This window comes from Arthrobacter sp. K5, from assembly GCF_040448525.1.
Taxonomy (GTDB): domain Bacteria; phylum Actinomycetota; class Actinomycetes; order Actinomycetales; family Micrococcaceae; genus Arthrobacter; species Arthrobacter globiformis.
On sequence record NZ_CP159280.1, the window covers coordinates 206,015 to 219,971 of the forward strand.

The 13,957-nt window shown below is 63.3% G+C and carries 14 protein-coding genes and 1 pseudogene; 6 read left to right on the forward strand and 9 right to left on the reverse strand.

Annotation, left to right across the window (positions count from 1 at the left end; genetic code table 11):
- Positions 1-298: 298 nt before the first annotated feature.
- On the reverse strand, positions 299-1,498 hold the full coding sequence (locus ABRP34_RS23320; RefSeq protein WP_353713491.1) for an IS110 family transposase: 1,200 nt from the start codon (positions 1,496-1,498) through the stop codon (positions 299-301).
- 253 nt (positions 1,499-1,751) lie between these two features.
- Between ABRP34_RS23320 and ABRP34_RS23325 the strand changes: the two are divergent.
- Positions 1,752-1,985: pseudogene (locus ABRP34_RS23325) on the forward strand (SOS response-associated peptidase family protein); the annotation flags it as partial.
- 42 nt (positions 1,986-2,027) lie between these two features.
- Here the strand turns inward: ABRP34_RS23325 and ABRP34_RS23330 are convergent.
- Entirely contained in the window at positions 2,028-3,188 is a 1,161-nt protein-coding gene (locus tag ABRP34_RS23330) for an ROK family protein (RefSeq protein WP_353713492.1), read from the reverse strand.
- A gap of 273 nt (positions 3,189-3,461) precedes the next feature.
- Here ABRP34_RS23330 and ABRP34_RS23335 point away from each other — a divergent pair, with 273 nt between their 5' ends.
- The 5 genes from ABRP34_RS23335 to ABRP34_RS23355 are packed head-to-tail and all read left to right on the forward strand — an operon-like array spanning position 3,462 to position 9,464.
- Positions 3,462-4,772: an MFS transporter gene (locus ABRP34_RS23335; RefSeq protein ID WP_353713493.1), complete on the forward strand. Its 1,311-nt coding sequence runs from the start codon at positions 3,462-3,464 to the stop codon at positions 4,770-4,772.
- A gap of 25 nt (positions 4,773-4,797) precedes the next feature.
- Positions 4,798-6,360 (forward strand): GMC oxidoreductase, encoded by a 1,563-nt coding sequence (locus tag ABRP34_RS23340; RefSeq protein ID WP_353713494.1) that lies wholly within the window; start codon positions 4,798-4,800, stop codon positions 6,358-6,360.
- On the forward strand, positions 6,357-7,520 hold the full coding sequence (locus ABRP34_RS23345; RefSeq protein ID WP_353713495.1) for a Gfo/Idh/MocA family oxidoreductase: 1,164 nt from the start codon (positions 6,357-6,359) through the stop codon (positions 7,518-7,520). Before ABRP34_RS23340 ends, ABRP34_RS23345 begins: the two co-directional genes overlap by 4 nt.
- 1 nt (position 7,521) lies before the next feature.
- Complete coding sequence (locus ABRP34_RS23350; protein WP_353713496.1) at positions 7,522-8,520, forward strand: sugar phosphate isomerase/epimerase family protein; 999 nt, start codon at positions 7,522-7,524, stop codon at positions 8,518-8,520.
- A 41-nt stretch (positions 8,521-8,561) separates the two neighbouring features.
- Positions 8,562-9,464, forward strand: a complete 903-nt coding sequence (locus ABRP34_RS23355) for a sugar phosphate isomerase/epimerase family protein (protein ID WP_353713497.1) — start codon at positions 8,562-8,564, stop codon at positions 9,462-9,464.
- 448 nt (positions 9,465-9,912) lie between these two features.
- Here the strand turns inward: ABRP34_RS23355 and ABRP34_RS23360 are convergent, their stop codons facing one another.
- The 7 genes from ABRP34_RS23360 to ABRP34_RS23390 all read right to left on the reverse strand — a co-directional run bounded on the left by ABRP34_RS23360 (position 9,913) and on the right by ABRP34_RS23390 (position 13,846).
- Positions 9,913-10,941, reverse strand: a complete 1,029-nt coding sequence (locus ABRP34_RS23360; RefSeq protein WP_353713498.1) for an ATP-dependent DNA ligase — start codon at positions 10,939-10,941, stop codon at positions 9,913-9,915.
- The gene (locus tag ABRP34_RS23365) at positions 10,928-11,212 is read right to left on the reverse strand and encodes a hypothetical protein (RefSeq protein WP_353713499.1); all 285 of its coding nucleotides are present in this window, start codon (positions 11,210-11,212) and stop codon (positions 10,928-10,930) included. The genes ABRP34_RS23360 and ABRP34_RS23365 overlap by 14 nt, the downstream gene beginning before the upstream one ends.
- Before the next feature lie 99 nt (positions 11,213-11,311).
- On the reverse strand, positions 11,312-11,494 hold the full coding sequence (locus ABRP34_RS23370; RefSeq protein WP_353713500.1) for a hypothetical protein: 183 nt from the start codon (positions 11,492-11,494) through the stop codon (positions 11,312-11,314).
- Entirely contained in the window at positions 11,491-11,709 is a 219-nt protein-coding gene (locus ABRP34_RS23375; RefSeq protein ID WP_353713501.1) for a hypothetical protein, read from the reverse strand. Before ABRP34_RS23375 ends, ABRP34_RS23370 begins: the two co-directional genes overlap by 4 nt.
- A gap of 9 nt (positions 11,710-11,718) precedes the next feature.
- Complete coding sequence (locus tag ABRP34_RS23380) at positions 11,719-12,084, reverse strand: hypothetical protein (protein ID WP_353713502.1); 366 nt, start codon at positions 12,082-12,084, stop codon at positions 11,719-11,721.
- A 35-nt stretch (positions 12,085-12,119) separates the two neighbouring features.
- Entirely contained in the window at positions 12,120-13,400 is a 1,281-nt protein-coding gene (locus tag ABRP34_RS23385; RefSeq protein WP_353713679.1) for a Y-family DNA polymerase, read from the reverse strand.
- Between the two features lie 59 nt (positions 13,401-13,459).
- On the reverse strand, positions 13,460-13,846 hold the full coding sequence (locus tag ABRP34_RS23390) for a S24 family peptidase (protein ID WP_353713503.1): 387 nt from the start codon (positions 13,844-13,846) through the stop codon (positions 13,460-13,462).
- Positions 13,847-13,957 lie beyond the last annotated feature (111 nt).

Below are 13,957 nucleotides of genomic sequence, written 5' to 3' on the forward strand. Positions count from 1 at the left end.
CATGGCGGGGGAGCGGCCGAATTAACACAGTCATGTCACTGCGGGTGCTCAACCAATGACGAGGGCTTCGGCTGGGGGCATCGGGGAGGAGGCATTGCTGCTGCTTGGCTGAAGAGAAACGACCGTTTCTGACCGGCCGGCTGCTTGCCACGCAGGAACGCCTAGAAAGCTCTCTTATTCCTGGTCAAAACTGGTTCTCGAAATGAAAACCAGTCAAAACCCAGAGGGGAGGCTTTTTGACTTAGCGACGTTGTCCTCAGCCGGGACATGTTCCGGGGGGGTGTCCCTATGCTTTTGGTCAAGCGGCCAGGGCGGGTTTTTCCTCGTAGAAGGTGCCGTGTTTGAGCATTGAGTAGATGACGTCGCAGCGCCGGCGGGCCAGGCAGATGACGGCGGCGTTGTGCTTCTTCCCCTGTGCCCGTTTCTTTTGGTTGTAGGCCTTCGACGCGGGGTGGTGGCAGCTGGCGATCCAAGCGGATCTGAAGAGGGCGTTCTTGAGTTGTTTGTTCCCTGATCGTGCGGGGAATTCGCCGCGTATCGAGGTGCCAGAGCGCCGTGTGACAGGGGCGATGCCCGCGTAGGCGGCGAGGTGCCCGGGAGTGGTGAAGGTGCCGGCATCGCCGATGCTCAGGAGTATCGTCGCTGCGGTCTTGATGCCGACTCCCGGCATGGACATCAAGACCTGGGAAAGAGGGAAGTCATCGAGGAGCCTTTCGACTTCTTCGGCCACGATGGCTCGCTGGTGTTTGAGTTCCTTGATCTGGGCGGCGACGCGGGGGATGACCAATTCGACGGCTTCGGTGCCGATCACGGTGACCGTCTGCTCGCCCAATGCCGCGAAGATGGCGTCAACCACGTTCACCGGGTCCTTGCGGTTGTGGTTCCTGGCCCAGCGCAACACGTTGGATCGCCCCGCGGCCCGCAAGCCGGTCGGCCCGGCGTATTTGATGAACAGTTCCAGGACCAGGGACCGTGTCAGCACTGTCCCCGGGAAGACTCGCTCCAGGGCGGGGAAAATCTGCAGCAACAGCGACCGCAGCCGGTTGATCGCCCTGGTGCACTCATGGGTCAGGTCTGCGTCGAATCCTGAGAGCACCTTTAGTGCCGCGAGCACCTCGCTGTCCCGGTCAACGGCCCGCAGCGTGTGCGGCATTGCACGTGCAGTCTCGGCGATGATGAACGCATCACGCGCGTCGGTCTTGGACTTTCCCGGATACAGGTCAGCGGCTTTACGCATAGCCAGGCCGGGCAGGTAGGCAACAGTGCAGCCGCAGTCCCTCGCCACGGCTATCGGAAGAGCGCCGATGGTGTTGGGCTGGTCGACGATCACGAGCACGCGGCCGTGCTGCTGCAGCCCGGTGAACAGCTCGCGCAGCCGCGCCTCATCCTGAGGCAGGGGCTTGTCGAAGACTCGTTCGCCGGCTGCGTTCAATGCCGCGGCGTGGTGCTCGGATTTGCCGACATCAAGCCCGCAGAAAACCTCGTATCGTTCGTCCATCCGGCGCTTCTTTGCACCACTCATGGCCGCAGTCACGACACCCGATGCTGGCACCCACGTTACAAAGACCTGACCCCATCGGAAGGAGCCGGCCGTGTCCCTATCAGCAGTCAACGCGTGCCTCCGAACCCGGCGACAACACCCCCCGGATCATCAAAGACAGGGCAAGAAAGTCATACCGGATCCAGCGACCAAATCCCCGACCCTCGGGGACCCAATAAATGTAACGGGGCTGTCAGGCAGAATGGGCTTCATGTGCGGCAGATATGTGATGTCCAAGGCCACCGGTGACCTGCTGAGCCACTTTGAGGCCAAAGAGGTCGATGGAAGCCCACCGCCACCGAGTTGGAACGTGGCACCAACTCAGAATGTGCCGATCGTTGCCGAACGTCTTGATGAGGGCACTCTCGACCGACACCTGCTCATTGCGCGCTGGGGCCTGGTCCCGTCCTGGGCCAAGGACATCAAGATCGGCTCCAAGCTTCTCTGCACTAACAAGTCCGCGGTTCGCTTGGCTTCAGTCTTGTTCTCAGTTTGCTGAGACCGGGAAGGTGGCCAGGTGATTCTCGCGTAGTGCTTGGGTGAGGGTGTCGTTCTGGGCGGAGCGGGCCATGTAGGCGGCCCCTAGCAAGGGCGCATTTTCTCCCAGGCTGGATGGACGTATTTGGATTGGTGGCAGCCCGGATGCTTCGAGGCGTCGCTGGAGTTGGTCGGTAAGGAGTCTGGACTGTTCGAGCCCACCGCCGAGGAATATGGCTTCTGGGGCAATCGTCCAGGCAAACGTTGAAACTACCGGTTCGATGAGGTCAAGCAGCTCCTCGACCGATTTCATAGCTTCCACGTCGCCCGCCTCGGCCGCGTGAACGATCGAGAGGGCTTGGGCGCGCTGGGCCGGAACGGGGGAGGAGATGAGCCCCAGTGGTTGTGCCCGCATGGCAGCCAGCCCCATTGATTCGACTTGGACGACTTCGCCTGCTGCGCCGTGCAAGCCTTTGTGGATGTCTTTCCTTATGACGACTCCTGCGCCAAGCCGGTAACCGGCGATGAGCCACACGAAGTTCGAGTAGCCGCCTGCGCCGCCGACCCACTGTTCAGCGAGAGCTGCCAGATTGGTGTCGTTGTCGACCAGTGCTGGCAGTCCGAAAACAGAGGCAAAGTGCTCTCCAGGACGCACACCGGTCCATGCCGGGGTGTAAGGCAGGTGCATAACGGTTCCGTCGTCATCGATGCGACCGGTGACCGAGATGCCGATACCTCGCAGTGACGGCCGAGGACATCCTGAGTCCGCTATGACAGATTTCAGCAAGTCCGACGCCGATTGCAGGCATTCGGAGGGATTGTCGATGTCTTCGAGCACGGTTGAGGCTTGATGCCGGATATGACCGTAGGCATCAACGATGGCCGCGGTGGCGGCATGGGGGTCGAAAGCTATAGTCGCGAATAGCGCCGAATCGGTCCTGAATTGATAGCGGCGAGGAGGGCGGCCAAGGGTGTCGCCTACCGGTTCGCTTGTCTCAGCAGCCCATCCTTCGTCGATCAGCGTCGACAAGATGAGTTCCACGGTGCGCCGGGATAGTTGGGTCTGTCTCACCAAAGTGGCCATGCGCACCGGCTCCCTGGCTTGAAACAAGGACGCCAGAACCAGTCCGGAGTTGTGCTGCCGCATCGCGGCAAGATCGATCGCGGTCATCGTCGGTCGTGTTTCCTCCCTCGGATCTCCACCTGATCTTTTACAGCTTCTCATGTTCTACCATCCATTCTATTGCTACAGTCCCGCATATTCCGCTACTCTGTAGCACAAAGGAGTGTGGGCGGGGAATTTCCGGCACCTCCCGCCAAGGGTTGAAGCCTTTGGATCAGACGTCGACGACACGGATTCAACGAGGACTGGCCGGGCGACGGATTCTCCAACACAACGCATCGCACGACCGAGGTTCAGCACGGTTTGCAAAGGAGCAAAGCAATGACCAGTAAGGAAACATCCCACTCCCATGTCGCGGCCCGAACGCCCGGCCACGACTCACCTCAGCCCGCGAGGCTGAATGCGGGACTGCAGATCAGGCTCTCCGCCCTGTGGTTCCTCCAGCAGTTCGCCATCGGGGCCTGGATCGTCACCGCCGGCACCTACATGGTGACGAAGTTCGCCGCCAGTGGAACCGAAGTCAGTGTCGTTTACCTGAGCCTGTCCATCGGGGCCATTGTTGCCTCCATACTCGTCGGGTACCTCGCGGACCGGGTCTTCACACCTCGGGCGACGTACATCGTCCTGCATGTGGGCTCCGCTGCAGCCATGTTCTTCGCCAACTCGACCGCGTCGCTGCCACTGTTCATCGGCATCTGCGTGGCCTACATGATCCTTTACATGCCCACGCAGCCTCTGGCCACCTCTATCGTCTTCAGCTTGCTGGACAACCCCGAAAAGCAATACCCGGTCATCCGCGTATGGGGAACCGTGGGTTGGATCGCCGGCGGCTTGCTCATCGGCGGTCTCGGCTGGGAACAACAGCACATGCTCGAATGGACCTTCATCCTGGCAGGTGCGGCCTCACTGCTCATAGCGGGCGGAAGCTTCGTCCTCTTGCCCAGGACTCCCCGGCAGGCCGGTGGTGCTGAGAAGCAATCCATCGGTGCAGCCCTGGGACTTGATGCCCTGAAACTGCTGAAGAACAAGTCTTTCCTGGTCTTCTTCATCGCATCAGTGCTGGTCTCGATTCCCGCATCGTTCTTCAACGGCTTCACCAACCTGTGGCTTAACGACATCGGCGTCCAAGGTGCGGCAGGCGTCCAGACACTGGCACAGGCCTCCGAGGTCGTGTTCTTCCTCCTGATGCCATTTATCCTGGGACGTTTCCGCATCAAGACCGTCATGATGGTCGCCATGATCGGCTGGGTCATCCGGTTCGTGCTCTTCTCCTACGCCGACACCGGCTCCTCGTACTGGATGATCGTGCTGGGCCTGGTAATCCACGGCGTATGCTTCGATTTCTTCTTCGTCACCGGACAGATCTACACCGATCGCCACGCCCCCACGTCGCTGCGCGCCTCCGCCCAGGGACTCATTTTCACCGGCACATACGGGGTAGGGTTCCTGATCGGCTCCGCGCTGGCCGGCCCAATCATTGACATCCTCCGCGTCAGCGGCGGGCACAACTGGGCACTGATCTGGCTCATTCCGTGCGCGATCGCAGCCGTGACAGCCATCTACTTCGGGATCACATTCCGCGAAAGCAAGGAAGCAGCCGATGATCCGGCCCTGACCACCACGACCAAGTGAACCCAGCGCTCCAAAGGAAACAGCAATGCACGAGATACAAGCAGCCGACCTCCTGATTATCGGGGGAGGGATTATGGGCGCCGCCGTCGCCCAGCAAGTGAGAACCTCCAAGCCCGAGGCCAGAATTGTCATCGTCGACGCCGGAGGGAAAATCGGGGCCACCCCCGGACAGCACCTGCACGACGTGACGGACCCGGAACTGCGTGCCCGCTACGTCAAACAAGCCTCCCCGGGGATCCAATCAGCGTATGTGGGCGCAGACGTCTCCCACCGCATCGACAACGGCACAGAAAGCATCGAACCGGGCCTGTACACGGTGTCGGCTCTGTCGGGGAACACGACGGCTTTTCCCGGCGCCGCTGTCGGAATGAACCAAGGCGGAATGGGTGTGCACTGGACCGCAGCATGCCCCTGGCCGTGGGGCGATGAGACCTTCGCGGGAGAGGACCCGGACGGTTGGAAGGAAGACCTTCACACCGCCCAACGGCTGCTTGGCGTGCACCCAAACCCTTACGGAACGTCCATGCCGGGACAAAAGATCCTTGAAAAAATCAGCGGACTCGTGGGAAAAACCTGCGCAGCCAGTCGGCAACCCCAACCCATGCCGATGGCCATCACCCCTGACGGGGACCGGCTCCTGCGTACCGGACCGAACCGGATCTTCCCGCGCATGATGGAACCGGCCGGTGAAGACTTTGAGCTGCTGACCGAAACGCTGGCGCTGGCACTGGTCCATGACGGCGACACCGTCAGCGGCGTCCGCGTCAAAGACATCCCAACCGGAACCGAAAGGATCATCCAGGCAGCCGCAGTGGCCGTAGCGGCAGACCCCCTCCGCACGCCACAGTTGCTTTTCGCCTCAGGTATCCGGCCGCGGGCGCTGGGCCGGTACCTGAACGAGCACGCCTTCCTGACCGGCCAAATTGTCGCCGACCTGGACAAGCTCGGACTGACCCTGTCCGATATCCCAAGCCACCGTGCCGGCGAATGGGTTCTGAATTGCTACTGGCTGCCGCACAACGGATCCAAGCAGCCATTCCATGGCCAATTCATGGACCGGACCTTCTTTGACCAGAACGGATCACCATTGGCCTACGGTGCTGTGCTGGGGTTCTTCATCCCCACCGACATCAGTGCCAGCAACCGGATCGACTTCTCCGAATCACGCGTCGATTCCACCGGCCTGCCCGAAATGGCGTTCACATTCGATTACAGCGACGTCGACAAGGCCCGCATCGAGAAAGCAAGGCGGGTCCAGCGCGCCCTGGCCGAATCCATCGGCGTTGTTGATCTCAAATCCTGGGAATCGGAATTGCTGCCCCCTGGTTCGTCACTGCATTTCACCGGGACGACACGTGCCGGAGTCGCGGACGACGGGACATCGGTCTGCAACCCCGACGGCAAAGTGTGGGGTTACTCCAACCTCTACCTCGCCGGCGGATCCGTGGTTCCAACGGCTCTCGTAGGCAACTCGACCCTCACCGCAACCATCACCGCCGTCAAAGCCGCCCGTGCCATCACGGCCAGCCTTTCGGACCAAGAGAACGCCAGAGGCAAAGCACTGGCCCTGCAAGGAGAACCGCAATGAAAAAAGCACCCCTGGGTGTCGCCGCCATCGGTTACGCCTTCATGGGCAAAGCTCATTCGAATGCGTGGCGGAACGTGGCCAATTTCTTCGACGTCCCGGTCTTCGAGCAGAAAGTGCTCGTGGGCCGGGACGCCACCGGCGTAGCCGAAGCCGCCGCCAAATACGGCTGGGCCGAAACAGCCACGGACTGGCGGAGCGTGATTGAGCGGGACGACATCGACATCATCGATATCTGCGCCCCCGGTTGGATGCACGCCGAAATCGCCATCGCAGCCCTCGAAGCCGGCAAGCACGTCCTGGTCGAAAAACCCCTCGCGAACACCCTCGCCGAAGCCGAAGCAATGACCACAGCCGCAGCTGAGGCAAGGAAGCGGGGCGTGCAGTCCATGAGCGGATTCAACTACCGCCGCGTTCCCGCACTCGCCCTCGCCCGCGAGTTGATTGCGGAGGGCCGCCTGGGCACTATCCGGCACATCCGCGCCGCCTACCTGCAAGACTGGCTGTCTGATTCCGAGTCCCCGATGACCTGGCGGCTCCGCAAGGAAACCGCCGGCTCAGGCGCCCTCGGCGACATCGCCTCCCACGCCATCGACCAGATCCAGCACCTTACCGGGGAAACAGTCACCGAAGTGACCGGAACAATGCGGACCTTCGTCACCGAACGCCCCGGCCCGCACGGCACGGAGGAAGTCACGGTCGACGACGCCGCTTGGGCAACGCTCGGCCTCACGGGGAAAATCAGCGCATCCGTCGAAGCGTCACGTGTGGCCACCGGCCAAAAGAACAGCCTCCGCATCGAGATCTACGGCTCAACCGGGTCGCTGACCTTCAACCTAGAGAACCTTAACGAGCTCATGTTCCTGGACTCCACCGTGCCTGTCCGGGAGCAGGGTTTCCGGCGGATCTTGGTCAATGAACCCGACCATCCCTACATGGAAGCATGGTGGCCACAAGGGCACATCATCGGGTGGGAACACACCTTCACCCACCAGATCCGGGACTTCCTGCTCGCTATCCGCCACGGAAACGACCCGGTTCCCTCGTTCGAGGACGGACTCCAAATCCAGCGGGTCCTTGCGGCCATCGAAGAATCAGCGAACAACCGCAGCATCATCAGCGCCGTCGCAGTACCTGTCCCAGCAATGACAGTAGGAGCCTGACATGCCCCGCCCGTACACCTTGTTCACCGGCCAGTGGGCCGACCTGCCCTTCGAGGAAGTCGCCAGGCTAGCGTCCGGCTGGGGCTACGACGGACTGGAAATCGCCGTCTCCGGCGACCACCTCGACGCCTGGCGCTGGGACGAACCCGGCTACGTCGAGTCCAAACTCGCCGTCCTGGAAAAGTACAACCTCAAGGTCTGGGCGATCGCCAACCACCTCAAAGGCCAGGCCGTCTGCGATGACCCCATCGACTTCCGCCACGAAGCGATCGTCGGATCCAGGGTCTGGGGCGACGGTGACCCCGAAGGCGTCCGCCAACGTGCCGCCGAAGAAATGAAACACACCGCCCGCCTCGCCAAAGCCCTCGGCGTGGACACCGTCGTCGGCTTCACCGGCTCCTCCATCTGGCAATACGTCGCCATGTTCCCGCCCGTCCCGGACAAAGTCATCGACGCCGGCTACCAGGACTTCGCCGACCGCTGGAACCCCATCCTGGACGTCTTCGACGAACAAGGGGTCCGCTTCGCCCACGAAGTCCACCCGTCCGAAATCGCCTACGACTACTGGACCACCGTCCGCACCCTCGAAGCCATCGGCCACCGCGAAGCGTTCGGCCTGAACTGGGACCCCTCCCACTTCATGTGGCAGGGCATCGACCCCGTCTCCTTCATCTGGGACTTCAAGGACCGGATCTACCACGTGGACTGCAAGGACACCAAGCTCCGGTTTACCGGCCGGAACACCGTCATGGGCTCCCACCTGCCCTGGGGCGACCCCCGCCGCGGCTGGGACTTCGTCTCCGCCGGACGCGGCGACGTCCCCTGGGAATCCTCCTTCCGCGCCCTCACCGCGATCGGCTACACCGGACCCATCAGCATCGAATGGGAAGACGCCGGCATGGACCGCCTCCACGGCGCCCCCGAAGCCCTCGCGGCGCTGAAGAAGTTCGACTTCCCCGCCTCACAAACCAGCTTCGACGCCGCCTTCAGCAGCAAGTAGCACCCACGAAGCACTAACCCACCTAGTACATAAGGACCGTCATGAACCTCAACAAGGCACAGTTTGCCCTAAACCCCCTGCAGTACATGGCCACCGACGACGGCTGGCTCGACCCCACCTTGAACCCCCCGCTGGCAGAACGGCTCCAGTACATCGCTTCTGTTGGATTCACGGCGATCCAGAGCGATGTCCCGGCTGACCAAACAACCGAAGAGTACGGGGCCGCCCTCGCAGCTGCTGGACTCCAACCAGGACCCGGTTACGTGAACCTCAAATGGTCCGACGACCCGGAAGTGCGCCAGGAGCAGCTGGGCCAGGCGCAGGACCTGGCCGAGAAGAACGTAGCATTGGGCACCCCGCTCCTCTTCCTGTCCATGGGCATGGAAAGGGACGCACTGCGCGTACAGCATCCTGCCCGCGGCTATGGCTCGACCCCTGAACATCTCGCCCATGTACGGGACTACCTGAAGGAAGCAGCAGAAAGCATCACCGCGGCCGGCGGCGTTGCCGCCCTCCACCCACACGTTGGCACCTGGGTTGAGACAGCAGAGGAAACCCGCTACGTCCTGGACAGCATCGACGAGAACGTATTGGGCTTCGGCCCCGACATCGGGCACCTGGCATGGGCCGGAGCGGATCCGGCGCAGATCATGGCCGAATATGCTGAACGGATCGCCGGGGTCCACATCAAAGACCTGGACGCCGGAATTGCCCGCACGAGCCGTGAATCGAAATGGACCTACCGCCAGACCGTCCAAGAAGGAATCTGGAAGGAACTGGGCACAGGCGACCTTGACTACGCTCCGATCCTCTCCACCCTCCCCGAGGACTTCAACGGATGGATCGTCATTGAAGTGGACCGCGGCACCACTTCAACACCGGAAGAAAGCATCGACATGTCAGCAGAATGGCTGAAGGCCAACACCCAGAGCGCCCGCCTTTGACCTGAACCACCCAGCCCACTCGCTGCCGCAGGACGCCGTCGCGGCCACGTTCGACGTCCGACCCGGAACCAGGTGTTTCATCAAGGACTGGTCTGCATTTCACGACTTCGGTGCCGAGGTTCAGGCATACCCAACGACACCACCCCTGGGGTTTGTGGACCTTGGAGCTGTCGAAACTTCTCATCAAGGAGACGGAGCGTGAGGCCTATTCCTTCGATCTCACCCCTCCAGTTCTCTTTGACAGCTCTGTCACGGCGACCTTTAAGGTCCTCGCGAAGTTCCTCGAGCCGGTGGCACAGATACAGGCATGTTCGTGACGGCACGGCGCGGCGTAGGAGGGCAGCTACGGATATATCGACGTCGAAGGCGACACCTGCGACGAGGCGCGGGACAACCTCTACGCGCGTCTGGGAGAAGGACAAAAGCTCATCACCATCCGGACCGACAGTTAACCCGTATGAAGCTCGGGCAGGATCACATCGGCGGGGGACAGCTCCGGTCTGGCCCGGAGCAGGCGGAGGGGATGCCGGAAGGACCGGCCCGACCAGGCGGTATCGGCGGAGACTTCCACGACCACCGGCTCCACCAGTGTTAGGGCAACAGGTTCCTTGTCCCGGTTGAACCTGTCCAGGGTCGTGCCCTTCACAGTGGCGGGCCAGGGGTGCTGACCCTTTGGCGGTTTCAGCCACTGGGCCAGGTCCCGGGAGTCCGCGGTCTTCAGCGGGGTGGACCGGCCCACGATCCTCAGTTCACCCTCCAGGATCAGGCCGGCGACGACCTCAGCGGGTTGGGTGATCGGTCCGATCACGGCGCCGCAGACGACGTCTATGGTTTCCCTGTGTTTCAGCTTCAACCAGGAGCGGACTCCCGGAGTGTACGGCTCATTGGTGTTTTTGATGATGAGCCCCTCCACACCTGTGCGGGGCAGTTCTTCGAACCAGCGGGCGGCCTCATCGGGGTCAGTGGTGGTGGGGGAGAGGGACAGTGGCGGCTCCCAGCCGGCGGCGAGTTCTTCCAGGAGGGCCCTTCGCTGGTGCAGCGGCAGGTCGCGGGCGTCATGTCCGGCTACGGCGAGGACATCGAACGCGACGTAGTTGGCCGGGGTCTGCCGGACCAGTCCGGGAAGGGTTTTCGGGCCCGCGCTGAGACGCTGCTGCAGGGCGGCGAAGTTGAGCCGGCCGTTGGCCCAGATCACGGCTTCCCCATCGATCACGCACCCGGGAGGGACAGCAGCCTCCAAGACCTGAATCAGCTCGGGCAGGTACCGGCTTAGGTCTTGGCCCTGCCGTGACCACAGCGTGGCCCCGTCATTGTCCCGGACGACTATACAGCGGTATCCGTCCCACTTGGCCTCATAGAGGAAATTCCCGGGCCGGGCGCGGGGCATCTTCGTGACGGGGCGGGCGAGGGCGACTTTCACCGGCGGGGCAAGCCCTGCGGGCAGGCCGGTCCCGGCAGGGTGCTCAGTAGTCGCCATCGATGCCTTCGAGCGTGTCGACCTCGACGGCGTCCAGCAGTTCGGCGGTGCTGTTCCCGGTGGTTCTGGCCAGTTCATCGAGGGCGATGAACCCGGTCCGGGCCAGGGCGATGGCCAGCTCCGCCAAATACCCGGCCCCGTTGCGCTGCACGAAGTCGTCCAAGACAGCGTGCATGTGGCCGGTCATTTCATTCGGGCCTTCGGATTCCTCGGCGGCGATGCGCAGCAGGGTCAGAGCGGCCAGCCGTGGATCGTCGTACATCAGTCCCATGGCCCAAAGGCTACGCCAGGCACCGCGCGTGTGGGCCCGGTCTTCCGCCCGGATGCTGCCTATTTGTCTGCCCACAGGAGGCCCTGACAAAGAGAAGGCTTACCGCCGCTCCACAGGCACAGCCCCCGCAGCAGCCTGCAGGAGCCGGATGAGGCGGCTGGTTTCATCCAGGCGGTCCACGGGGCGGGCCCCGGACATCTCCCGGGCCGAGGTCATCATCCACAGGGCGAAGTAGTTGTGCGGCACTTTCGCCTCCAGCGCCGCCCGGAACAACGCCGTCACCCGGGAATCGAGCTGGCCGCCGGCGGTGAACTGGAAGCCGGGGCAGAAGGTCCCGTCGTCGATGATCTGAACACCCGGACCAGGCTCCGCAGCACCGGCTCCACGTCCGGCAGCGCGCTGAGCCGGCCGTAAACCTGTTCCAGGGACGGCAGGCCGAACTCACGGCGCAGCGCCGCCCACATCTCGTCCGGCACCGGGCCTGTGAACCCACCCACGATTGCCCCTTACCCGTCGGTGATGGAAACCAGGAGCCACTGCTCGGACAACGGGTCGCGGCGCAGCTCGAAGGTCCGCAGCGGCGCTGCGGTGCTGGTGCGGACCTGGACGCGCCAGTGTTCGACGCTGACCAGGTCCCCGGAGCCGATGGCGGCACGGGTGCCGTTGTGCCACCAGTCGCAGCGTTCGAACCAGTGCACTGGTTCGGCTGCGACCGCCCAGATCTGTCCGTCGTGGCGGATGGCCAGGGGAGTTCCGGCGCGGTTGAATCGCACCTGTACCGGCACGCCGGGCTTCACCGGCGCCGTTGCGGGCGCGGTCTTGAGTGTGGGGCCGGTAGGGGTGGTGGTGAGGGGTTCGTGGGTGATGGTCATGTGTTTGTCTTTCGTGTTGGTGCTGGTCGGGGGTGTTAGGCGGCTTTGACGAGGGGGAGTTCGTCCCAGTGGGTGGTGTAGCGGGGGGAGAGCATGTCGCGTTTCATGGTCCAGTCCAGGCCGGTTTTGATGCCGGCGTGGCCCAGGCCGATGGCGCCGCGGCCGTACCGGCGGGTCACGTCTTCGAGGAGGGTGCCGATGTGGCGTTCCTCATGCGGGTTCTCGAAGGGCTCGAGGGGGGATTGGTTGCCGGTGGGGCGCAGGTCGGTGACCATGATCCCGGCGCGGGCGTATTTGAGGCCTTCCTGGATGGTGGGCAGCAGCGCGTGCGCGGCGCGGGTGAGCAGGACCGGGTCCGCGGTGGGCATCGGCAGTGCCACGCACACGGACGGGTAGGAGGCCTGGTGCTGGTTGTAGTGGGAGGTGCCGGCGAACACGGTGAGGACCTTGGCCTGCAGCCCGTGCTTTCCCAGCCGTGCGCTGGCTTGTTGGCCGTAGACGGAGAGGACCTGCCGGAGCCCGGCGGCGGTGGTGACGGGGGTGGCGAAGGAGCGGGAGAAGATCAGCTGGTCCCGGCCGATGCGTTCTTCCTCCATAGGGATGCAGGGGGTGCCCTGCAGTTCCAGGACGGTGCGCATCATGACCACGGAGAACTTGTCCCGGATCGCGACCGGGTTCGCGGCCGTGAGGTCGGCGATCGTGTGGATGCCGATGGCGTTCAGGCGTTTGGTCAGCCGGCTGGCGACGCCCCAGATTTCCTCGACGGACAACCTCCCCAGCAGTGCCTCCCGTACGGGTGCGGGGACGGAGTCCCAGTGGCAGACCCCGCCGAAGGCCGGGTTGTGTTTGGCCCATTTGTTGCACAGCTTCGCCAGGGTTTTGGTGGGGGCGATCCCGACGCAGACCGGCACCCCGACGTGCCGCCGGACCGCGGTTTTCATGGCCCTGCCCAGGGCCACAAGCTCGGCGGGGGAGCCTTTGACGCCGAGGAAGGCCTCGTCGATGCTGTAGACCTCGAGCCAGGCCGAGTACCGGCCCAGCAATTCCATCACCCGGGCGCTGATGTCACCGTAGAGCTCGTAGTTGGACGAGAGCGCGACGAGTCCCCATTCTTTCGCCCGCGGCTTCAGTTTGAACCAGGGTTCGCCCATGGGTATGCCGAGGGCTTTGGCCTCGGGGGAGCGGGTGACGGCGCAGCCGTCGTTGTTGGACAGCACCACCACCGGCCGGCCTTCGAGCGACGGGTCGAAGGCACGCTCCGCGGACGCGTAGAAGCAGTTCACGTCCACATGCGCGATCTGTGGCATCCGCCGCATCACCGCCGGCCTAGACATGGAATCCCTCCGACCTTTCACGTTCAATGTAAAGGCGCGCGTTAGACATGGTGCAGGCACCTTGTGGCGACGCCCCACACGGTCAGCTCGGACAGCGCAGGGACGCGGATGTCCGGGTACTTGGGCTTGATGGTCAGCTCCCCGTCCACTACGGCGACCACGACCGACCCGTCCGTGGGTTCCAGCGCCCGGTTCACGATCAGTTCGTCCCCGTCGCTGATACCGGCGCCTTCCATCGAGTCCCCGGTCACCCGCACCACGTAGGTGCTGGTGATGTCCTTGATCAGGTGCTCGTTCAGATCGATCCGGCCGTCAAAGTAGTCCTGCGCCGGCGACGGGTACCCCGCCGCGACCGGCACCGGGGAGACCAGCACCGACAACAACGACACGCCCGCATCTAGCACACGGGGACCAACAATGACGCCCACAACACACCTTTTTCGAATATATGTTCGATAGATTCCAAGTGTAGACCCGGGGTCGGACAGTAAAGAATCCTCCAGGTGGATTGGGACGCACGATGCCCTTGCCCCGGCGCT

Excerpts from the sequence above, each read along its gene's own strand:
- ABRP34_RS23320 (WP_353713491.1), bottom strand. The coding sequence starts at position 1,498 with ATGGACGAACGATACGAGGTTTTCTGCGGGCTTGATGTCGGCAAATCC.
- ABRP34_RS23330 (WP_353713492.1), bottom strand. The coding sequence starts at position 3,188 with ATGACCGCGATCGATCTTGCCGCGATGCGGCAGCACAACTCCGGACTG.
- ABRP34_RS23335 (WP_353713493.1), top strand. The coding sequence starts at position 3,462 with ATGACCAGTAAGGAAACATCCCACTCCCATGTCGCGGCCCGAACGCCC.
- ABRP34_RS23340 (WP_353713494.1), top strand. The coding sequence starts at position 4,798 with ATGCACGAGATACAAGCAGCCGACCTCCTGATTATCGGGGGAGGGATT.
- ABRP34_RS23345 (WP_353713495.1), top strand. The coding sequence starts at position 6,357 with ATGAAAAAAGCACCCCTGGGTGTCGCCGCCATCGGTTACGCCTTCATG.
- ABRP34_RS23350 (WP_353713496.1), top strand. The coding sequence starts at position 7,522 with ATGCCCCGCCCGTACACCTTGTTCACCGGCCAGTGGGCCGACCTGCCC.
- ABRP34_RS23355 (WP_353713497.1), top strand. The coding sequence starts at position 8,562 with ATGAACCTCAACAAGGCACAGTTTGCCCTAAACCCCCTGCAGTACATG.
- ABRP34_RS23360 (WP_353713498.1), bottom strand. The coding sequence starts at position 10,941 with ATGGCGACTACTGAGCACCCTGCCGGGACCGGCCTGCCCGCAGGGCTT.
- ABRP34_RS23365 (WP_353713499.1), bottom strand. The coding sequence starts at position 11,212 with ATGGGACTGATGTACGACGATCCACGGCTGGCCGCTCTGACCCTGCTG.
- ABRP34_RS23380 (WP_353713502.1), bottom strand. The coding sequence starts at position 12,084 with ATGACCATCACCCACGAACCCCTCACCACCACCCCTACCGGCCCCACA.
- ABRP34_RS23385 (WP_353713679.1), bottom strand. The coding sequence starts at position 13,400 with ATGCGGCGGATGCCACAGATCGCGCATGTGGACGTGAACTGCTTCTAC.